The 20,689-nt window shown below is 52.3% G+C and carries 20 protein-coding genes and 1 pseudogene; 10 read left to right on the forward strand and 11 right to left on the reverse strand.

Annotated features, from left to right (window positions below):
• Positions 1–68: 68 nt before the first annotated feature.
• From JMJ16_RS43135 to JMJ16_RS57550, 3 genes are all read left to right on the forward strand, one after another.
• Positions 69–776, forward strand: coding sequence for an MFS transporter (locus JMJ16_RS43135; RefSeq protein ID WP_201391668.1), 708 nt, complete (start codon positions 69–71; stop codon positions 774–776).
• Positions 764–1,357 carry a hypothetical protein gene (locus JMJ16_RS43140; protein WP_201391670.1) on the forward strand — a complete coding sequence of 198 codons (594 nt, stop codon included), beginning with the start codon at positions 764–766 and terminating at the stop codon, positions 1,355–1,357. Before JMJ16_RS43135 ends, JMJ16_RS43140 begins: the two co-directional genes overlap by 13 nt.
• Positions 1,358–1,628: 271 nt before the next feature.
• Positions 1,629–1,877: a DUF1272 domain-containing protein gene (locus JMJ16_RS57550; RefSeq protein WP_201376055.1), complete on the forward strand. Its 249-nt coding sequence runs from the start codon at positions 1,629–1,631 to the stop codon at positions 1,875–1,877.
• Positions 1,878–1,952: 75 nt separating this feature from the next.
• Here the strand turns inward: JMJ16_RS57550 and JMJ16_RS43150 are convergent, their stop codons facing one another.
• Positions 1,953–2,552 (reverse strand): NADPH-dependent FMN reductase, encoded by a 600-nt coding sequence (locus tag JMJ16_RS43150; RefSeq protein ID WP_201391672.1) that lies wholly within the window; start codon positions 2,550–2,552, stop codon positions 1,953–1,955.
• 252 nt (positions 2,553–2,804) lie between these two features.
• Between JMJ16_RS43150 and JMJ16_RS43155 the strand changes: the two genes are divergently transcribed.
• From JMJ16_RS43155 to xylA, 3 genes are all read left to right on the forward strand, one after another.
• On the forward strand, positions 2,805–3,182 hold the full coding sequence (locus tag JMJ16_RS43155; RefSeq protein ID WP_201391674.1) for a helix-turn-helix domain-containing protein: 378 nt from the start codon (positions 2,805–2,807) through the stop codon (positions 3,180–3,182).
• Positions 3,183–3,388: 206 nt separating this feature from the next.
• Positions 3,389–4,654: an ROK family transcriptional regulator gene (locus JMJ16_RS43160; RefSeq protein ID WP_201391676.1), complete on the forward strand. Its 1,266-nt coding sequence runs from the start codon at positions 3,389–3,391 to the stop codon at positions 4,652–4,654.
• 137 nt (positions 4,655–4,791) lie between these two features.
• Entirely contained in the window at positions 4,792–5,985 is a 1,194-nt protein-coding gene (xylA, locus tag JMJ16_RS43165; RefSeq protein WP_201391678.1) for a xylose isomerase, read from the forward strand.
• Between the two features lie 180 nt (positions 5,986–6,165).
• On the opposite strand, the gene JMJ16_RS43170 is transcribed toward xylA, so the two are convergent.
• Positions 6,166–7,095: a hypothetical protein gene (locus JMJ16_RS43170; protein ID WP_201391680.1), complete on the reverse strand. Its 930-nt coding sequence runs from the start codon at positions 7,093–7,095 to the stop codon at positions 6,166–6,168.
• A 231-nt stretch (positions 7,096–7,326) separates the two neighbouring features.
• A complete protein-coding gene (locus tag JMJ16_RS43175; RefSeq protein ID WP_201391682.1) occupies positions 7,327–10,431 on the reverse strand; it encodes a LuxR C-terminal-related transcriptional regulator in 3,105 nt (1,034 codons plus the stop codon).
• A gap of 225 nt (positions 10,432–10,656) precedes the next feature.
• Here JMJ16_RS43175 and JMJ16_RS43180 point away from each other — a divergent pair, with 225 nt between their 5' ends.
• Entirely contained in the window at positions 10,657–11,604 is a 948-nt protein-coding gene (locus tag JMJ16_RS43180) for an NADP-dependent oxidoreductase (protein WP_201391684.1), read from the forward strand.
• A 5-nt stretch (positions 11,605–11,609) separates the two neighbouring features.
• On the opposite strand, the gene JMJ16_RS43185 is transcribed toward JMJ16_RS43180, so the two are convergent.
• Both JMJ16_RS43185 and JMJ16_RS43190 read right to left on the reverse strand, forming a co-directional pair.
• The gene (locus JMJ16_RS43185) at positions 11,610–12,455 is read right to left on the reverse strand and encodes a phosphotransferase enzyme family protein (protein WP_201391686.1); all 846 of its coding nucleotides are present in this window, start codon (positions 12,453–12,455) and stop codon (positions 11,610–11,612) included.
• Between the two features lie 96 nt (positions 12,456–12,551).
• A complete protein-coding gene (locus tag JMJ16_RS43190) occupies positions 12,552–13,283 on the reverse strand; it encodes a MerR family transcriptional regulator (RefSeq protein ID WP_201391689.1) in 732 nt (243 codons plus the stop codon).
• 191 nt (positions 13,284–13,474) lie between these two features.
• On the opposite strand from JMJ16_RS43190, the gene JMJ16_RS43195 reads away from it, so the two are divergent.
• Both JMJ16_RS43195 and JMJ16_RS43200 read left to right on the forward strand, forming a co-directional pair.
• On the forward strand, positions 13,475–13,780 hold the full coding sequence (locus JMJ16_RS43195) for a hypothetical protein (RefSeq protein WP_201391691.1): 306 nt from the start codon (positions 13,475–13,477) through the stop codon (positions 13,778–13,780).
• A gap of 79 nt (positions 13,781–13,859) precedes the next feature.
• Complete coding sequence (locus tag JMJ16_RS43200; RefSeq protein ID WP_201391693.1) at positions 13,860–14,321, forward strand: VOC family protein; 462 nt, start codon at positions 13,860–13,862, stop codon at positions 14,319–14,321.
• Positions 14,322–14,412: 91 nt separating this feature from the next.
• On the opposite strand, the gene JMJ16_RS43205 is transcribed toward JMJ16_RS43200, so the two are convergent.
• The 6 genes from JMJ16_RS43205 to JMJ16_RS43230 all read right to left on the reverse strand — a co-directional run bounded on the left by JMJ16_RS43205 (position 14,413) and on the right by JMJ16_RS43230 (position 19,735).
• Positions 14,413–15,882: an MDR family MFS transporter gene (locus tag JMJ16_RS43205; protein WP_201391695.1), complete on the reverse strand. Its 1,470-nt coding sequence runs from the start codon at positions 15,880–15,882 to the stop codon at positions 14,413–14,415.
• Positions 15,883–15,962: 80 nt separating this feature from the next.
• On the reverse strand, positions 15,963–16,457 hold the full coding sequence (locus JMJ16_RS43210; RefSeq protein WP_201391697.1) for a hypothetical protein: 495 nt from the start codon (positions 16,455–16,457) through the stop codon (positions 15,963–15,965).
• A 208-nt stretch (positions 16,458–16,665) separates the two neighbouring features.
• Entirely contained in the window at positions 16,666–17,118 is a 453-nt protein-coding gene (locus JMJ16_RS43215) for a DUF3995 domain-containing protein (protein ID WP_201391699.1), read from the reverse strand.
• A 16-nt stretch (positions 17,119–17,134) separates the two neighbouring features.
• Positions 17,135–18,130, reverse strand: coding sequence for an alpha/beta fold hydrolase (locus JMJ16_RS43220; protein ID WP_201391701.1), 996 nt, complete (start codon positions 18,128–18,130; stop codon positions 17,135–17,137).
• A 96-nt stretch (positions 18,131–18,226) separates the two neighbouring features.
• Complete coding sequence (locus tag JMJ16_RS43225; RefSeq protein ID WP_201391703.1) at positions 18,227–18,868, reverse strand: TetR/AcrR family transcriptional regulator; 642 nt, start codon at positions 18,866–18,868, stop codon at positions 18,227–18,229.
• A 669-nt stretch (positions 18,869–19,537) separates the two neighbouring features.
• Entirely contained in the window at positions 19,538–19,735 is a 198-nt protein-coding gene (locus JMJ16_RS43230) for a YwbE family protein (protein WP_201386382.1), read from the reverse strand.
• A gap of 396 nt (positions 19,736–20,131) precedes the next feature.
• Between JMJ16_RS43230 and JMJ16_RS57555 the strand changes: the two are divergent.
• Positions 20,132–20,455 (forward strand): annotated as a pseudogene (locus JMJ16_RS57555) (transposase family protein); the annotation flags it as partial.
• Between the last annotated feature and the right edge of the window lie 234 nt (positions 20,456–20,689).

Consider the following 20,689-nt stretch of genomic DNA (forward strand, 5'->3'; position numbering starts at 1 on the left):
GCTTCATCTGCCGCCAAGGTTTTCTTTCGTTCCAATCTGATTGGAGCAAGTGAAGGATACTCTCCACCATGAACACACTGAACAGGACGGATCTTGTGGGAAGGCGTAAATGGCAGTTCCTTCTTGGGGTGTGGATTGATGCTCTGGGTTCAGGGCTATTTCTTCCATTCTCGTTGCTTTACTTCACAAATGTCGCCGGATTACCTCTGGCAGCCGTTGGAGGTGTGATCACCATCAGCATGCTGCTGAGCCTGCCTATGACTCCACTGGCGGGTATGCTGGTGGATCGCGTGGGAGCACGCCGGGTCATCCTCATTAGTATGGCGCTTGCCGCTTTGAGTTGTCTGGGCTACCTCTTTGTGCATACCATTCCGCTGCTCGCATTGACGACATTGCCAGGAGCCATCGCAGGCCGCCTATTCTGGGTAGCCTTACCCACTTTTATCGCAAGCATTTCGACAGAGGGGAAGGCGCGAGATCGTTGGTACGGGCTAGTGGGCGTGGCGCAAAACGCAGGAAATTGCATTGGGGGCGCACTTGCAGGGCTCCTCGTTGCCTTTGGAGGTCCCACTGCTTATCAGGTGATATTGTACGTTGATATTGCGAGCTTTCTACTTGCAATGGCCTGTATCTGGAGCCTGCCTGTAAGCGAGCAGGCGGTATCTGCATATCAACCTTTGAATGTCCCCACAGGGTCGGGGGCTATCGGGCAGTCCTGCGTGACAAAACGTTTCTGGGTATTCTTGTCAGCAGCTTTGTTTTTGTGCTTTGCTTAATCATGCTCTCAGATATTGTTCCCTACTACCTGGTGAACGTGCTGCATTTACCTTCCTGGATCGTTGGTGTGGAAGCAACATTCAGCGCAACCCTCCTCACGCTGCAAGCATTGATCGTACGGCTCGTTGTTTCCTTGAGGAGGACACGCATTCTGATCCTTGCTGGATGGGTGTGGATTGGATCAGGGGGCTTGTTTCTCCTGGCGCTTGTCCTCCCTTCCAGCTGGCTGATTCCTTACATCTTATTGGTTGTTGGGATCTATACCTGTGGAGGACTGCTCTATGGCCCGGCAATGAACGCCCTGGTCGCTGAAATAGGACCAGGGCCCTCACGTGGCCGTTACATCGCAACATATCAATTCGCGGCCTGGGGATTGGGCCAGACTATCGCGCCAACCCTGTTCGCGTCACTGTTCACATTGGGACCGGCCTATCCCTGGATCGTCCTTATTGGGCTGACCTTCTTTGCCAGCTTGTTCTTGCTTAGACTAGAGGCGAGAGACTCGAGGCTTGGAGGGATGCGCAGATCTACATCGAGTACTCTCACATCCTGTGAAGAGTCAGCCGTTGTAGCTGATTGAGCTAACAAAGCATGAAACCATGAGAGAGGTCTTTTGTCGCCTGGATGAGCACGTTGATGCTTCAGTTTCCCCTTCCTGCGGGTGGCTCTCTTCTTTTTTGCAACAAGTGGCTCTTCCCTCAGGTCCACGTTCTCTGTAATATGATGTTTAGAGCAAATCAAGCTGACGAGACCAGCGTTCTCCTTTCCCCTTCCATAGAACAGGAGTCTCTCTTGTCAGGGGAAAAGGAGAGAATGTGCTTTTTATCTCTCTTTCATGAAGGAGGTTATCTATGCTTGCTATGCGTCCGAACTGCGAATGCTGTAATCGGGACCTTCCTGCGGATAAAGAAGGGGCTATGATCTGCACCTTTGAGTGTACCTTTTGCATAACTTGTACTCAGGACATCTTGAAAGGCCAATGCCCGAATTGCGGGGATGAGCTAGTTTGTCGCCCTCTCCGTTCATCTGCAAACTTAGAGCAATATCCAGCCTCAACGCAGCGAGTCCTCAAACCTGAAGGTTGTCTGATGAAGGCTTAGTTCCGCTTATGCTCAACCATTCCATTGCCCCTGATGACGCGGGCAACTCTGAGCTGATAGTGCCCGAATGCCTTGCTAATCTTGAGACAGACGATCACGTTCGCGCGCCGGTATGAGGGCGGTGACCCACCACAGCAACTCGGTCATCATTCCATTGAAAGATCGGTCGAGAAATACTCCACTTGGCGAATCAGGCGCGTCAGAGACGCTGGGAACCCAGTTCGGAACCAGAGAGATGCCAACTTGCTCGCGGATGGGAACCATTTTGAGCTCGATGAGCACCTGGCGCAACTGCTCCGCCGCTCGATAGCCTGCTGCGAAACCACCATAGCTGACGATAGCGGCAGGCTTATGTGCCCACTGGGAGTACAGATGGTCGATGGCATTCTTGAGCACTGCCGAATAGCCGTGATTGTATTCGGGGGTTACAAAGATAAAGCCATCAGCCCGATCAACCAGTGCTGCCCATTGCTCAGCTTCAGGCGCGATATGTCCATACACTGGTGAGGTAGGGGAATCAAAGAAAGGAAGTGAGATATCGCGCAGATCAACCAACTCAAAGATGGCATCGGTGCGCGTCGCCAGGCGGTCCATGAGCCAGTTTGCTACAACTTCACCTCTGCGGCCCTGCCGCGTACTCCCAAAGATCACCAAAATACGGGAATAGGTATTCATTTTTTCTCCTCTTGTTTCTCTTCAAAATGGACTTATGACTTCCACTTACTATGTCGTTTTTACACTCGCCTCTCTGGCCTTTTTCCGTCGCTTTTTGCGAGCCTCTGGTAGCGTTGCTACGCGGCTAAACGCTCGGATCAATCAGCCAGTAGAGATGCAGCTCTCTCTTCGTGCTATACTCACTATAAGAGAGTAAAAGCCTTTCTACAAGAACGCACTTTTTTGTGCATGACTTACCAGGAGGTGAGTGGCATGGAAACAGGAGAATTGCTTGGGAAGCTTCGTGGGTCCGACGTATGGAGTGTGCGCTGCCCATCCCGGCGCTTGCTCGACCTGATTGCCGACAAGTGGACCACGCTGGTAATCGTCGCCCTGGCGGACGGGCCCAGGCACTACAGCCAGTTGAAGCGCGATGTGAGTGGGATCTCGCACAAGATGCTCAGTCAAACGTTGCGGCGGTTAGAGAAACAATGCTTTGTCACACGTACGGTCTACCCAACCGTGCCTCCGCGTGTCGAGTATGCGCTCACGGCGCTGGCCCAAACGCTGCTTCCAACGCTGTGTGCGCTCATCGATTGGGCCCAGACCCACGCCCCCGAGTTCCCCATGCTTGAGGAAGAGGTCAAGTAAGCGGATAGGGTGCTGCTGTCCATTTGGGAGGTTGGGATTATATGCTTCATGTCTCTAACGAGAAAAGACTTTGAAGGCCAAGAAGAGAGTGGCAGAGCCTTGACAGGAACGATCGTCTTCAGGTATATTTCTTTTTAGAAGCAAAGTTAAGTAAGTTTCTTTACTTATCTGCTCGCCCTCAAGGCCATAGTGAAAGATGAAGAGCAGTGACATCGTTTCTTGAGATCCCGGCAGTTCCCGGCAGTTTGCGGCAGATGAATCGACTGACCGTCTTACGTTTGTTGCGCAAATTTGGCCCCATCACTAAACCCGCGCTGGCCGAATATAGTGGGATTAGCCGTCCAACTATCACCAAATTGGTCGACGAACTGGAAGAACAGGGCCTGGCGGAATGTGTTGGGATAGCCGCGCCTGCCGCCAGCGGCGGTAAGCCTGGTGCACTGTATCGTTTTAACGCAGAGGGGGTGCAGAGTGCGGGGGTCTTTCTTACCGTAGATACCGTGCGCGTCGCGCTGGTCAACGGGAACGGGCGTGTGTTAGGTCGTCTTGAATGTCCCCTGGGGCTGGATCGACGACCAGAACCTGTCATAAATGTGATCGTCGAGACCTTGCAAGAGCTTCTCGCCTCTCTTCATGTTACGCTTCCTCAATTGCTTGGTATAGGGGTTGGCATGCCAGGTTTGACCTCATTCGCGACAGGAGTGGTCCATTTTGCACCGCATTTCCCGCAGTGGCAAGATGTACCAGTGAGAGACCTGTTAAAGGCCAGGCTGGGCATCGAGGTGTGGGTAGATAATGACTGCCACGTGCAGGCACTGGCTGAACGTCATTTTGGCGCTGGCCAATCCTGCACAGACTTTGTCTCGGTCGAAAGTGGTATCGGGGTCTCTGCCGCCTTTTATTTACAGGATACCCTCTATCGTGGCCTCGGGGGAACGGCTGGCGAAATCGGCCATATGACGATCCAGGAGGATGGACCGTTGTGCGAGTGTGGCAATCGAGGATGTTGGGAGACCCTGGCCGCAACCACCTGGATGGTAGAGCAAGCATGTCAGTCTGGGCAGGCCACGTGGTTGCCCCTACCCACCGGCGCACGCGTCGAGAATGGGGCAATGACAACGCGAGAACCTGACGTCATGAATACACTTGCGCACGCGATCTTTCACGCTGCGCAGGAGGGACATCCAGAGGCCATTGATCTTGTTCGTCAGCATGCCATGCACTTTGGTGTAGGGCTTGCCACCATTATTAACACCCTCAATCCACAATGCATCATTATCTGGGGCGACTCAATGAAGGGGGGCAACCTCTTTCTGGAAACCGTGCGCGCTGTTGTCCGTCAGCGCGCCCTGGGGCGCCCACGCGACATGTGTACCATTATCTTTTCATCGTTTGTCCAGGATGTCGGCGTGATTGGGGCGGCGAGTCTTGTCATAGATGCGCTGTTTACCTATCATCAGCCAGCATCATAACGTTCTCTGTGTAGCAACCGGCAGACTGGTTTTCGTCTGTCCAGAGTTCATCACATGTAGCCCGCATACGGGCATGACCCGGCAAAGCTCGATGGAAGAACTTTGCGGAACATAGTTCAGAGAGGATAAGAAATATCATGACTCAGATCAAAGAAGCAACCAGTGATCAGTATACGCCAACGAAGGCGGACAAATTTAGTTTTGGCTTATGGACCGTCGGGAACCAGGGACGTGACCCCTTCGGCGAGGTTGTCCGCCCTGAACTCCAGTCAACGTACATTGTCAAAAAGCTTTCAGAACTGGGAGCCTGGGGTGTGAACCTGCATGACAACGATCTTGTCCCCTTTGACGCCACCCCTCAGAAGCGTGACCAGATCGTACGCGACTTTAAACAGGCACTCAACGACTATGGCATGGTTGTCCCTGAGGCTACGACTGACCTTTTCCGCCATCCCGTCTTCAAGGATGGTGCCTTCACCTCGGTCGATCCCAGTGTACGGGCCTTTGCTCTGCAAAAGACCATGCGTTCCATCGACCTGGGTGTAGAACTGGGCGCACCCATCTATGTCTTCTGGGGAGGGCGTGAAGGTGTGGATGCCGAGGCCAGCAAGAATCCCGTCGATGCCATCAAGCGTATGCGCGATGCCATCAATTTCCTGAGTGAGTACGTCCTTGATAATGGCTATGACCTGCGTTTTGCCCTGGAACCCAAGCCCAATGAACCCCGTTCCGATACCTATTTTCCGACCATTGGTCATATGCTGGCCTTCATCGCCACGCTTGACCATCCCGAAATGGTTGGTGTCAATCCTGAAGTGGCCCACGAGCACATGTTGGGACTCAATTTCGTCCATGGCGTTGCTCAGGCGTTGGAGGCTGGAAAACTCTTCCATATTGACCTCAACGACCAGAAGGGCCCACGTTATGATCAGGACCTGCGCTTCGGGAGTGAAAACATCAAGAGCCTTTTCTTCCTGGTCAAATTATTAGAGGAGCAGGGGTATACAGGCCCACGTCACTTTGATGCCCATGCCTATCGTACTGAGGACGAGCAGGGCGTCTGGGACTTTGCTACTGGTTGTATGCGCACCTATAATATATTCAAAGAGAAGGCGCGTCGTTTTAACGCCGACCCCGAAATCCAGGCCCTATTACAGGAGATCAACAGCGGTGACTCTGTTCACGCCGCCCTCTTCAGTGGTGGATACAGCAAAACGGCTGCGGATCAGGTCAAGGCAATCGACTTCCAGCCCGGCGTGCTGGCGCGACGGGGCTATAAATACGAGAAGCTCGACCAGTTGACCGTTGAACTCTTGCTTGGCGTGCGCTAAGCACAGGAGCTGAGAGCCATCCTTGAAAAGAGCAACGAGGTTACTATATTTGTAGCCTCATTGTTGCTCTTTTCTCACTCAACAACAATGGCCTCCTGGTAGCGTTTTGACGTTTAACACCGACAGGCCGAATTCTTGCAAAACCTCAAGTCCTGACGATCTCAGGTCGATCCCCAGTGATCAGACATCTGCTACAAGTTGCTGGCGCGCTGATCTGCTTGCCTGAAATGAGGGCAGAACCACCAACAGGGCCATCAGAAGCGCGCGGCCACAGGCATCTCCAGTGAGTTCTAGCACATTGCCTATGCGCATCATCATCGGCCATGAGGTCTGCCCAAGTAAAGGAATCCAGGCCTCCAATACCGCCCCAACCAGCGCGATATATAGGCCTGTGGACCAGCGTGATTTGCGCATCACGGCGATGATAGGCAACATTGCCAGCACAAAGAGCATGCCACGTACCGCCTCCAAGATGAGTGTGGTTGCAGTGGAAGGCACTACTGTATGCAGTGAGGCAATAAATGTCGAATCGTAATAATACGCGTGTTCAAGTGGTGTCACCAGCATCGCGAAGAACAGGTAAATCGCCGCATAAGGCACGCCTGCGACTACGATACGCCAGGTCCAGGAGAAAAAACTACGCTGACGCATCACCTGGGTAAAGCGTGGAGCGTTCCGTGCATCCTCATTCGCCGGAATCAGCCAGGCGATGATACCGGTGATGAATAGCAGAGGCAGTCCTTCAATAATCAGCGCCGCAACCAGGGAAAACGGGGTTAGCAGGCTCGTGTAAAAATATGCCTCGATCATATCGGTAAGTGTACCAGTGATATAGAGTGGCACAAAAATCGCTAGAAAACGCGGGAAACGGCGGTAAAAGACCCGACGAGCCAGAGGAGTCATACTTGTCACATAGAACACACCAGAAATAACACGAATAATGATATTTTGCGCGGTAAATGTAGCCGATGGTTTCCCCGATGACAAGAGAGACGCAAACACGATGAGCACAACCGCCGATAACAATCCTCCAATCACGACACGAATGATCAGATGCATTGGAGTAATATCCCTCTGGTGCGTGTTTGCAATATCTTGTTGTTTATTCATTCATTCTACCTTTATTTTTAGAACAGAAACAATAATATTTGGTAAATCGCGACAAGGCCTTCCGCCATCGCATTACTAGTAAGGTAAGTCGATATGTGCGGTGTATGTAATGCCATGAACTCTACCTTCCACGACTGTAGCTGATAAAAAGGGGTTGTGTCATCACCTAAACGAGGTATTGCAATGTGTAAAGATGAGATCAATCGAGCAGCTATCGACAAGTGGGAGATGTTAGAGCAAGCCTAGTTCCCTGGCGCGGGCAATTGCTTGCGTACGGCTATGGACATTGAGTTTGTCATAAATATGTTTGATATGCGTCTTGACCGTGTTTTCAGCCCGTACGAGATGTCGGGCTATTTCCCGATCTGTGTATCCTTCCGCCAGACAGCGCAAGATGACAAATTCATGTTCACTCAGCAGTTCTGTGCTTGTGCTGTTCTCGGCAGGTTTCTCTGCCATATCTCGCTTATCTAGCATAGCCAGGAGTTGTCGGGTGTAATTTGGAGAATAGTTCGCTAACGGCTTGAGATTGCGCAAAATCTTGAGAAGAGGTAGAAGCGCTTCACCCATGTCAATAAATGTACGGCTATAGCCCAGGGGTTCGGCCAGTTCTAACGCCAGCGCTAGTTCTCCTGTTGCTTCAGGAACATGTTGTTCCGCATACAATGCGAGAGCATGAAGAATCAGCCATTGGATACGACGCCTTTTATTCGGTCCATTCATGAGAGGACTCTGAAGTTGCGCGAGCAATCTCTTCGCACCAGGGAGATTGCCCTGTGCGAGGTACAGGCGGATCAGGACCAACAATTCAATCAGCAGAAAATAGGTTGATGGCAGCGAGGCAATGGTCTCCACTTCACCATAGAAGTAGAGCCCTGTAGCGTGGGCGCAGCGAACAGCAGCATCTATGTCATGTGCAGCCAGCCAGAGAACAACGGGGCGGCGTGTGACAAAATCCAGAAAGAACGGATCGTTGGTCTGGTGGGCCAGTTCCTGTGCTTGCTGTAAGAGCGTGTGCGCGTCCTGCATCCTGCCCTGAGCCAGTCTGACATCAGCCAGTGTCAGCGTGCAGTCAAGCGCCTGGATACTATTTCCGCCACGCCTTGCCAGTTCAAGACCTGCGACCAGATGGTTCTGCGCGCCCTCCAGATCATTCCACTCATACAACAGATTTCCACATCCCGCATGGATATGCCCTACCACGGCGGAATGCATCAGACCATGATGGGTAGCGAGCTGAATACCTTGTCGATACGTCGCATTTGCCAGGCCAGGCCGACCCAGCAAAACCTGTGTCTGTCCCAAGAGATGTAAAGCAGTGAGTGCGCGATAAGGATCATGCCTCTGAAGATCAGGGTGAACAACTTCACGCAACACCTGCTCAGCTTCGACCAGATTGCCAGCATGCAAGTAAGCTCCGCCCATAGCGGCTCGCACGCTGGTCCTCCATTCCAGGTCATCCTGTGGTAGGAGAGCCAGAGCCTCGAACACGTAGGCCAGAGACTTCTGTGCTTCTCCTCTCGAGCTATACAGATGTGCGTAGAGCGCTGCTATGCGTCCACGAAACGCATCAACCGTGTTGGAAGCTATCTTCTCAATGCCTACGTGTTCCAAATCACGCAAGATCTCTTCCGCCTGGTCCAGGCGCCCACTTGCAATGTACAGTCTGACCAAAGCTTGGCATAGCCAGGGGCGTTCTGTTAGTAAATCAGTTGGCAAAAGTTCCTTCCAGCGTGTGACACTGGCAAACTCATTCTGTTTGAGCATCGTATCGACCAGACGCTCGAGCAGATCTGCTGCGCGTACGAAATCCCTCGCGGCCAGCGCGTGTTGGATCGCATCTTCCAGCAAATTGTGTTGCTCATACCACGCACTGGCCAGTCGATGGAGTGTGCCAAAATACTCTGGTTGCTCTTGGCGCACACGATTACTCAAGGCCTCTGTTAGGAGATGATGATAGCGGTACCAGCGGCCTTTGTTGTCCAGAGGAAAGAGAAAGAGATTCTTCTGTTCCAGGTAGGCCAACATGGTTGTCCCATTCTTCTCGCCAGTCAGAGTATCACAAAGGGAAGCCGTAAAGCGTTCTAGCACCGAGGTAGCCAGCAAGAAACGTTGCACATACTCTGGCTGACGCTCCAGCACCTCGTCTACCAAGTAGCTCAGAATAAAACGATGGCTCCCTTTGAATGAAGAGGTAAACTGAGCAGTATCCTGGAGCGAATACAATGAAAGAGCGGCCAGTTGCAAGCCGGTAATCCACCCTTCGGTACGTTCCATCAGCATCTCTATATCAGCCTTTGCCAGCGTAAGATGTTCGGTCTGCGCAAAAAAGACCTCGGCCTCGGCAGATGTGAAGGAGAGATCGGCGGAATGTAGCTCAACGAGATGGCGTTTGGCACGGAGTGAGGCAATAGAGAAGGGCAACTCGTGACGCGAGGCGAGCACAAGATGAACGTGCTTGGGTAGATGGTCGAGGAAAAACACCAGCGAATCATGAATAACCTGCGCTTCAATGAGGTGATAATCATCCAGGATAATCGCTATCTCGTTGCCCTCTTCGCCTAGAATATTCAGCAATTCGCGCACCGTTGGTACGAGCGAAACAGGCGGCTGGGAGCGCACCATTTCCAGGAGAGGTGTGATTTTCTCAAGTGAGGCTCGTTGCAGAGCAGCAAGAATGTACGACCAGAAACGCGCGGGATCGTTATCTTCTTTATCTAACGCGACCCAGGCGATCAGCGCAGAAGATTGGCATGCCCATTCGCTGAGCAACGTCGTTTTTCCAGACCCCGCCGCGGCAGAGAGCAAAATCAAGCGGCGCCGCAGGCCCACATTGAGGCGCTGGACAAGCCGTGCGCGCGCGACCAGATGCGCCTGGAACACAGGGATGTGCAATTTTGTATGCAACAGATGGTAAGTAGGCCGATCGTGCACTATCTTGTGGCTCTTACTCACGTTTAATACCGCAGGAACTGCTGATTTTTCGTTTTTTTCTGTCACCCATGAATTACATTTATCGTCTCCCTGCTCCAGACGTTGAGCCAGTTCCTGAGCCACAGCCTTGAGTCGGGCCATTGTCAACTGGTTGCTTTTGCCTAGATAGACTCGATAGAGCTTCCCTTGCTTTTTGCGATAAGCCCGCCAGTACGAGCCACCACGACCATTAGATACCCGTTCTTTGCGCGCGGAAAATGCTCCATACTGACTATGAAAGGTGAATTGCGCCACCTCCTCAACCCAGGCATACCAAGCAGGAGTCTCAACAGCCAGCAATGGAACCAAAGAAGGTTTTGTAGAGGCATAGACGTATGCGTCTTCCTGTACAACGTATTTCATTGAGACTGGTCTTCTTTCTAGTGAGTTCCCGAACAGTATAACATCAGTTCGGGAACCGACGCCAGAATCGTCGTCCTATCCAAAGCTTTTTTGGACTGGTCGATAAATAGATTAGGAACCTACTCTCTTGCCCATTAGTACAGGTTAGATACTGACCGTTTGCCTCACGATCTTGTTACACTACCATGCTACTATTGAAGGCAAATAATAGAGGAGGTTGTATGTATGCCGCCACAGACAATGAAGGCTATACAGGTTCAGCAATATGGCGGACCTGAAGAACTAAAACTTGAGGAAGTAGCACGGCCAGAGCCAGCCATAGGTGAGGTGCTGATACGTGTTCATGCTACGGGTGTACTGCCAATTGAGTGGAAAATTCGTCAAGGAGCATTCCACGACGTTATGCCAGCATCTTTCCCTTATATTCCAGGTAGTGCTGTTGCTGGAGTCGTAGAGGCGGTTGGTCGTGGCGTTAGTGAGTTTCGGAAGGGGCAGGCGGTCTATGGTCGCAGCAATAAGGGAAGCTATGCCGAGTACACAACCGCTGCAGTAGAGAACCTGGCACTTAAGCCAGAAGCGCTCAGCTTCGATGAAGCGGCGACGATTTCAGGTGGAGCAACAACTGCCTGGACGGCACTCTTTGAGACAGCTGAATTGCGAGCTGGACAAAGCATCCTGATTCATGGGGCGGCGGGTGGCGTGGGGCTCTTCGCCGTCCAGTTTGCTCGCTGGAAGGGGGCACGAGTCATTGGAACGGCGTCGACGCCTAATGTAGACTTTGTACGCTCTCTTGGCGCCGAGACCGTAGTAGATTATACAACGACGCCATTTGAGCAGGTGGTGCAAGATGTAGATGTCGTGCTGGACCCGATAGGCGGCGATGTATTGGAACGTTCTTTGCACGTGGTCAGGCGAGGAGGCATACTGGTATCGCTCCTGGTCTCACCCTCACAGGAGCAGGCGCAAGCGTTAGGCATCCGCGCTACGAAGAACACGGCTTCGCTTCCCTATCCATCGACTCGCCTTCTGGGAGATATAGAGCAATTACTGGTCGAAGGCCAGGCGCGAGCCGTTATTGCGCGAACCTTTCCCCTTCACCAAGCAGAACGCGCCCATGAACTCAGTCAAAGTGGTCACGGGCGTGGACGCATTGTGCTTCATATAGCCGATTGAGCTTACTATGCCTCTATAGCAAGCTCTAACGCGATCCTGTATTTCGCGGTGAGATCGTGAAAGCCCCGGTTCAGCAACCACGTGATCGAACCCAGTAGGCGCAGGAGGCGATAGTGGGCCAGTAAGTGTTGTGTCTCCGCGTTGTTTGCAATACTGCCATAGCCCTCTAGGAAGGGAGCTGTCAGCGCATGGTCCCACAGCGTGAGAACCGCGATATCCAGGAGCGGGTCACCAGGCTGCGCGTCGATAAAATCCAGAAAGGCCAGAACCTTCTGGCTCTGGGGATCAAGCAGAATATGCTCATCCTGAAGATCACCATGAAGCAGTCCAATTGGGCGTTGTGCCAGAAGAGGCCGCTGGCGTTCAAAGCGTTCTCGCAATCTTCTTGCTTGCCCCTCATCGAGCACGCCCGACAAGCAGGCGTGCTCGATCTCCAGGTTGCCCCACCACAAAATAAACTCTTCCCAGTGTTGCTGGCCTCCTGAGAAGGGCGGTTGCGCGCCCAACCCATGTAAACATCGCAGATACACTCCCGCTTCCCTGGCGGCGTCTGGATAGTGTGAGGAGAGAGGAACACCGATCACCTGGCGCATAGCGAAGACTGCGGGCGGACCCGCCTCAAAGTTCAGGATCTTTGGTGTTGGCAGCCCGGCTGATGCCGCCTGCTGTGCGACCTTATAATCACATCGTAGCGCTCGTACGTCGCTATATACCTTCAAGATAATGCGTGCCTCTTCAGCCAGGAAGATAGCGCGATCAGGTTGTGTATAGAGCGGCTTCAGCGGCTCTCGTGAGCCAGTAAGGCGCGTGAGCATGTCCGTGGCAGCTAATGCTAAACTGTGATTAGCCAATATTCCTTCTCCATAATTCTATAGCCGAATCAGTGGCAATACAAAGGCAAGAGACGCCTTCTCTCCACACATGTAGGGCCCAAGCTAACATGGACCTTACATGCTCTCTAGCTCCCCACAAAACTCATGTACATAGTGCTGAAAGTTGGCCATGGCCTTAACACACAGCCAGCTTGTTCGCGTCAGTTCCTCACGCCTCTTCTCCACTGTCACAATGGCTTTTTCTGACCGACCTGCCGCCAGCTCGTCCAGGACTGATTGGATCACATCGAAGTTATAGCCAGCCTCCCTGAGCAGGACGATCACGCGCAGGCGCTGCATCTGTTGCTCGTCATAGAGGCGATAGCGGCTATCCTGGTCGCGTACCGGGCGCAGAAGACCCTGCTGTTCCCAGAAATGCAGGGCCGAGACACGCACACCCACCTGCCTGGCTGCCTCTCCCACGTGGAGACTCTGGGAAGGGTGCGCGCTTTGTAGAGAAGCGGGTTGCGCGGCCAATGTATGCAGCGCCGAAAGTGTCTGCTCAACTTGCAGACGTTTGTTGGCAAGCTCGGCGTGACGCGAGTCTATCAGGGCCAGCGAGACTGAAAGGTCCCCCTGGTGAAGGGCCTGCATAATCGCCGACGTCCGCTGCCAGCTATAGCCACCAGCCATGCCGCGAGCGGTCTTGAGCGCGGCAAGGTGGCGCTGGGTATAGAGACGATAGCCGCTCTTGCTGCGCGAGGCCGCTGGTAGCAGCCCCCAGGCCTCATAGTTGCGTACCTGCTGAACACTGATCCCTGTGGCCCTGGCCAGGTCAATAGTACGCAGAGAATCGCGAAGTACCATGTAAAACCCTCAGATATATGTGAAGACTTTTCGCATTTACATGCCTCTTTATACCACATGGAATCAGAACTCAACCCTCCATACTTGCATCTGTGTTATAAAGTAGGTGTGATCCGAAAAAGGCCTGGCCAGCGTGGCAGCTCGGCCCCGATCTCCACACATGGTGGCCGGCGGGCGCGCACCTTCATGAGATGCTTGGCTCGCGCTATGCCGTCATCGGTTCAGCAGTGGGTGTTTCGGAGGCCAATGGCATCGGCCAGCCCGAACCCGGCACGCTTGAGGGCCGTCTGACTGCTGTGCCGGGGCCAGCGCGTTTCCTTCCCACGTATTGGGGGCAAGGGCTTCCAAACACGGAGATTACAGCACTTCCAACTCGCTCTGGCAGCGCGAAGAACTCTACCTACTTCGCCCTCACGCCTCAAAGCCTCACTGATTTCGACTGGCTGGTCATCCTGGATGCAACAACATACAGTCGTGGTGGTCCATCGTTACCATAAGGGCATTAATATTGAACGCGCGTTCTTTTTGTGTATACTGACTATAGAAGAATGAACAGTTTTGTGGAGGAGTCAGGATATGTATTTTGCCTCAGGCAAATCGGTAACGAATCGCTCTATACCAGCGAGCACAGTTATTCCTGTACTGGCTTACGAAGATGTACTGCAGGCTGCAGAGTGGCTTTGCAAAACATTTGGTTTTAAAGAGCGCCTACTCATAGGCCATCATCGCGTTCAGCTTACGGTGGGTGATGCTGCGGTCATTGTGAATGAGGGGAAGCCAGAAGTGCCTTCTCGCGCCGAAAATCACTCAGTGCTGATACGTGTAGAAGATGTGGACCGCCACTATGAACTCACACGCGAACGTGGTGCGCACATCTTGCAACCACCAACAACTTACCCTTATGGAGAGAGACAGTATACCGTCGAAGATCCAGGGGGGCATCGCTGGACCTTCTCACAATCCGTCGCCGACGCTGACCCCGAGGAATGGGGCGGGACCTGGCCCAGCACAGAAAAAAACTCAAAGGAAGGCTTTTAAGACACCTAGAGGCACGACGCTGCTAAAGCACACATCTATATACCATTATACGTAGATGAGTGCTTTAGCAGTGTCGGTCAGCTCTATTGCGTTATATTCCGGCTTCGACCTGGAGCGCAGGCTCCAGTACCTGCTCGGGCTCGACCTGTTTCCCGCGCTGACGCATGGTGGAGGCAGCGTCCTTATCGCGCACGCGCAGGGCGAAACTGACTGCGATGACCGCGAGAATGGCCGAGGTGATGAAGGCGGCATGATAAGCCGTCAGATTCGGCTGAACGCTACCATTGGCGATATGTGTCATTCCGACCGTGCTCATGACGGTGCTGATAAGTGCCACGCCAAGCGAGGCTCCCACCTGGCGCTGGGCATTGTTCAGCGCCGAGGCCTGGCCGGTTTCAGCAGGCGAAATTGTCGCGAAGGCCGCAGCCTGCACAGGGATAAAGGCATAGGCCATGCCCGCCCCGGTCAGGAACATTAACCCACGCATTATCCACAAGTCGGTATCCATGCCTATAGTAAGCATACAAAGCTCAATAATCGTAACCCCAATCAGACCGCCAGCGATGAGTCGGCGTGGCCCCACTTTGGGATAGAGACGCGCCACAATCTGGGTTGAGACGAGAACGCCAAGTGCCTCGGGAAAGGTCGTCAGGCCCGAGGTAAACGCGGAGACGCCACGCGCCTCCTGGAGGAAGAGCGGGGCAGCGTAGAGCAAGCCCATAAAGCCCGCGCCCGAGAAGACTGTGACCAGGTTACAGGTGCGGAAGAGCTTGTTATTGAACAGGCGCAGATCGAGCATGGGCTGCGTCGAGCTGAGCTCGACAAACACAAAGGCAACCAGCATAAGCAGGCCCACGATACCCGTGCCCAGAATGGTACCGTTGGTCCAGCCGTAGACCGGTCCCTCGCTCAGCGCATACATGGTCAACGCCAGGCCGATACCTGCCAGGAGGAAGCCCAGGATATCGAAGCGCTTATTAGTGTTTTCGTAATACTCATGCAGGAAGAACAGGGCGAAAATACTGGCCAGGATGCCCAGGGGGACATTAATATAAAAGACCCAGCGCCAGGAGAGCTTATCCACCAGCAGGCCTCCGATAATCGGACCCGTGGCGGGCGCGATCACGGTCGGGATATTGAGGATGCGTGAGACCTGCACACGCTCCTCGGGCGGAAAGGTCCGGTAGAGAATGGCGGTGCCAACAGGGGTCAAGGCGCCACCCGCCAGGCCCTGCAAGACGCGAAACGCGACCAGCATTGGCAGGCTCGTTGCTAGGCCACAGAGGGCGGAGGCGACAGTAAAGAGGACGAGCGCGCTAACAAAGATCCGCTTGGTTCCCACGCGATCACCCAGCCAACCCGAGACAGGAATAATCACCGCCAGACTTACGAGATAGCCTACAACAATAGCGTCAATAGCCGTACCAGTCACATTAAACTGGCGGCTCAAAGCGGGGAGAGCCACGTTCACGACCGTCGAGTCCATAATACTCATAAACATTGCCGCGACGAAGACCACACTAACCGCCACCTTAGGATTCATCTGCACACGAGAAGACATTGAGGCTCCAATTCATAGTATTGTAAGAAAAATATGTGGATATACATATGAACAAAGTGGGAAGCTGCAAATCTTCCCACTTACTCCTGGCTGGCTTTTTTCGGGCGGCGTGTATGTTGGAGACGTTTCTTTTGAGAATTGAATTCTCCACGCGACACACAGACCGGGCAGGTACACCAGGCGCGTTCGCGCGCACCTGGCATATAGCGCCAGCCCACCACCCGCGAAATAGATTGAACTTTGCGAATATCTTTGGCGCTAATTGAGCGCGCAATGATCAGCTCAAACCCTTGCGGATCATCTTGCTGCATAAGTTCGCTGATAGCCTCGGTAACAGATAGATGCTCATGCGGTTGAGCATAGCGGCCAAACCAGACCATTTCCTCGTCAGGCACATAAAAGTAAATACCCACAAAGGTACGCTGACCCCAACGCTTGAGTTCGCGCAGCCATTGATGCGAGACATAGTAATTTTGCATGACAGGCATACAATAGACTCCATGCCCTTTGCGAATGCCAGCATGCAGAATTCTTTTTACGTCTTTGGCTGGCGTCAGGTGGACCAGAATCGGCATAGAAGATACCATCCATTACTATATCAAAGGGGGGAGCGGTTCCACACATTACTGACCGCTTACTCTTCTGACGAGTAGCGGCCGGGTTTTGTCACAAGAAAAGGCGTTGCGCCTCCACTGAAGGCTCTGAAGAATAGAGACGCCTCCTGCCTCATCCAATGGGCTCAGGGTGAAGCAGGAAGATATGCAAAGCTGTTTCACTCAAATCTTAGAAAGACGCGGCCGCGGCCGCGGCGACAAAGAGTACCAGGCAGATGGGTGTATAGACTATGAGATTGAGTTTGTAGAACATTTCACTCCTGGATGCGGCCAGGCGTAGTGCCCACACAATCCCTGCTAGACCACGCAGTAGGAGTCCTATCGTAACGGCCAGAGTGCCGAGTTGAAGCAACGAACTGGGAATGAGTTGTCCAAACATCCCAAGATAATGGACCCGAGCTAACACAATCAAGGCACCACAAAACAGCAGGCAGACGAGTGGAACAAGGACCGCTGGCCTGAAGGAGCGGGTTTTGTTTATGTTGAGTACCGCCTGTGCCAGTGAGAGCCTATCCTGTGCAGGCCAGATTCGGCCTGTTGCCCAGTAGGCATGCATCAAACCATCTGCGATAAGCACGATTGCTACGAGTATACCTGCAAGTTCTTTTATATTTTGACTCATGGCTTTCTTCTCCTCCCTATGCTGCTAAAAAGCTCAAGAGCAACTGTTTCACTTTTTCAGGCTGATCGTCATAAACGAGGTGTCCAGCATGATCGAGCACAACAATGGTAGCCTGTGGGTCCAATTGGTGCCAGCGTTGAGCATAGCTGGATGAGTCCTCAATCGTATCTTGCTTGCCCCAGATGACCAGGGTCGGCGTCTTCATCTTTGGAATGAGTTGATCTGTCACGCTCCAATCAAGATTGCGTTCTAGTACCCACTGCGAGACCAGGTTGCACTGAAAAGTCAGTGGGGGATAGAGTTCTTGTGCCATATCAGCTGTCACCTCTGACTTATCGAACAGGAGTCCCTCCAACAGTTGCCTCGTCGCATCAACGCTTGTTGGCATAGAGAGCTTCATTGTGTCTTCGCCAATTACCGGCCACTTTGCAAGCTCATAAAACCAGGGGTCGGGTAGATCTAAACCTGCATTGTCCATGCCAACATATTTGATTACCCGCTCAGGATGTTTCTCGGTAAAGTACAGAGCCATGCCACCGCCCCAGGAATTCCCGCCGAATACGGCCCTGGGGACGTGCAGCTTATTCATAAACGTTAGCAACGACTGGTTAATCGAATCTAGCGTGTAAATGGTTGTAAAGTTGGGATTCTTTGCGGTCGGCGTTGTATACCCATCACCTGGCGGATCAATGATGTAGACTGAGTAATGCGGTGCCAGAGCGGCGGCGATAGAACGAAATTCATAAATCCAGGCACCACCACCTGGCATGAATACGACTGGCTCTCCACTCCCTTCGTGCAGATAATGCAAACGAAAGTTGCCCGCGTCGATGTAGTGATCGAGGTGCTGCTCCTGAATTTGTCTCAAGTAGGCAGGTACATGTGTATGATCTTCCGGAGGCATGTAGATATAAGCAACGAATAATAAGGCAACGAGGCAAAGTGACAACAAAGCGACAAAACTATAAATCGTTCGACGTAACCACCTGTGCTTTAACCAGAAATGTTTCATATGCTTCTCTCTTTCTATTGACAGCCATATATTCGCTGAACATACAGCGAATATAACGGGCAAAAAAACAGCCCTATCTTACAAGGATAGGATCAATTAGTCTGTATTGGGATGGTCAGGGATGTCTCCAAGTAGCAGATGCACAACATGCTGTTTATACCGGGCGTGGAAGTTGGAATCATGGACATCGACGCCCAATGGTCTGAGGAATGTTTCAGCATGGGCCGTGGGGAACCAGCAGAGAGCGGTGAGAGCAATGAGAAATTGCTCGGCATCACCTTGCCACCCTAAATCCTCCTGTAACGCGTGTATGGCCTCGCGCAAGAGCTGGAACTGAGATGGAAGATTGCCCAGGTAGCGGGCACCATGCAAAGCTTCCCACTCGGTCAAACGCACAAAAGTTGGATGCGTTGTAAGGTCATCAAACAGACGCTCAATGACCACACGCATAATCTCCTGCGCATTGACACCAGGAGTATGTGCCTGTTCATGAATAAACGTGACCAGCTCTTGCGCGTGTGTAAAGGTTCGTGCCAGGACAGCGCGATAGAGGCCCTCCTTCGAACCAAAAAAGTAGTTGGGCAGACCACGCGTCACTCCCGCCAGATCACAAATCTCCTGAAGACTCGCAGCATCATAGCCTTTTTCCGCAAAAACTGTTTCAGCGGCATCCAGAATCGCTTGTTTGCTGGCCTCGGCAGCCTCCGTTCTGCGGGTGCTTTTCCCCTGCTTGTTCATGTTCACCTTCACTCTCAAAACAACATCGAATATTTTACTCGCTATACGTATAACTAATTTAGCAAAAAACAGAGTGATAAGTCAAGAGGCAAAGGTGTAAAAATCTCATCTGAAAACGCTCGGCGAGAAAGAAAAAAGCCCCAAATCCAGTAAGAACAGGCTGAAAGAACAGACATTCTATTGTTAGCGATCCTATTAGGCGGCAGGAGGAGCAGTTACCTGGTACCCCAACTATTGTAGAATTCTTCGATTTATAGATAAGAGTGGGCGCATGGTGGATGCATTCACCTTGCGGGTTGTTCCTGAGAAAACAGTGCCAGAGGACAATACACCTGATAATGATGAGGATAGAAACGTATAGAGACCCTTTCCTTTGCGCCCCAACATTCAGCCAATTTATCACAAAACAATGTTTAATTCCAAAGTCTCATGAAATGGGTCGTGTTACGTTTGGCAAATAATGCAGATGTGTGTATCGCCACGAAAATTTGGTTTTTGCGATATGATCGCCGGAGGTACATGCGAGAGGAGCTCTATCTGAGAAGAAGCTGTCGTATCGGGGAGACGTGAGAGCACCATACCACGTGTCATGATCAACTTTCGTTTGCACTCAGTTCAAACCAAAACTCCATCGTTGGAAATGGAGCAAGGTCATCCTTGTGTGGCATGCTACTCCTCGATTTTCTGTACGCGCCCAACCTGTCCATCGACAAGCCGTACCTTAATCCCATGTGGGTGAGAAACGGAGTTGGTCAAAATGTCCTTGACGATTCCTCGGGTCAGTTTTCCTGTTCGCTGGTCTTGCTTGAGGACGATTGACACTTCGATTCCCGAACGTATATCTTGACGGATGCGTCCATCTGGCATTCAGTTTCGCTTTCTACTGCCATCCCTGGTGAATAGATGTCTCTTTTACCAGAGTGGATTTCACGTGTTTCCTGATGTTCACAATCACATGTTGGATGGGACGCCACCATCCAGATCAACACCCTTTCCCTTCATGAGTCCCTTTTTTCCTGTTGCTTTCAGGAGAGACACCATACTGGAGCCACTGGCTATGACAGTGCGGCAAGGGAAAGCTTCTGCGGGCTCGCTTTTGAGTGAATGGATAGACCCATTGCACGTATTGTACTCCTCAAGAGGGGCAACTGTCCATCTTTTCCATCGCATTGCCAGGGCTTTCCAATTCTCAAAAAGGAGGTGAAAAGAAGAGTTTTCCTTGTAGAATACAAAAACCAAATCACATCTCAAGGAAAACGCTGCATGGACTCTACCACATTACCGCTTTCAGCACGAGGTGAACATGACCAAGAGAAGCTTCCCGTCACCTCACTCTACCAGACCTTGCAAGCCCTCCCAGACAAGAGACGCAAACAAGGAAAACGATACGAATTGGCCTTGGTTCTCTCCCTGCTGGTGCTTGCCAAGCTGGCAGGACAAAAGACCTTGAGTGCAGCCACTGATTGGGTTCGCCATCTTCGGGTTCCTTTAGCACAGCGCTTTGGACTCTCCCGCCAGCAGATGCCCTGCCAGATGACCTATTGCCATGTCCTGGCCATGGTAGACAGCAAGCATCTCGATGAACTTCTTTCCGCCTTTTTCACCCGTTGGGAAGCTCAGGCCCGATATGGAGAAGAACCCAGTCGCCTCCTGAGGCCAGCAATCCAAGTGAAACATGCTCACGCCGCTGTTGATGGCAAAGCCCTACGGGCCACAATCAAAGAGGCTTATCGGGTTCATCAACTCAGTTGCTATGAGGTGCAGACTGGCACAGTGCTTTGGCATTGCAGACCCTACACTGGCCCACAGAATGCCAGTATG

The organism is Ktedonobacter sp. SOSP1-52, from assembly GCF_016587395.1.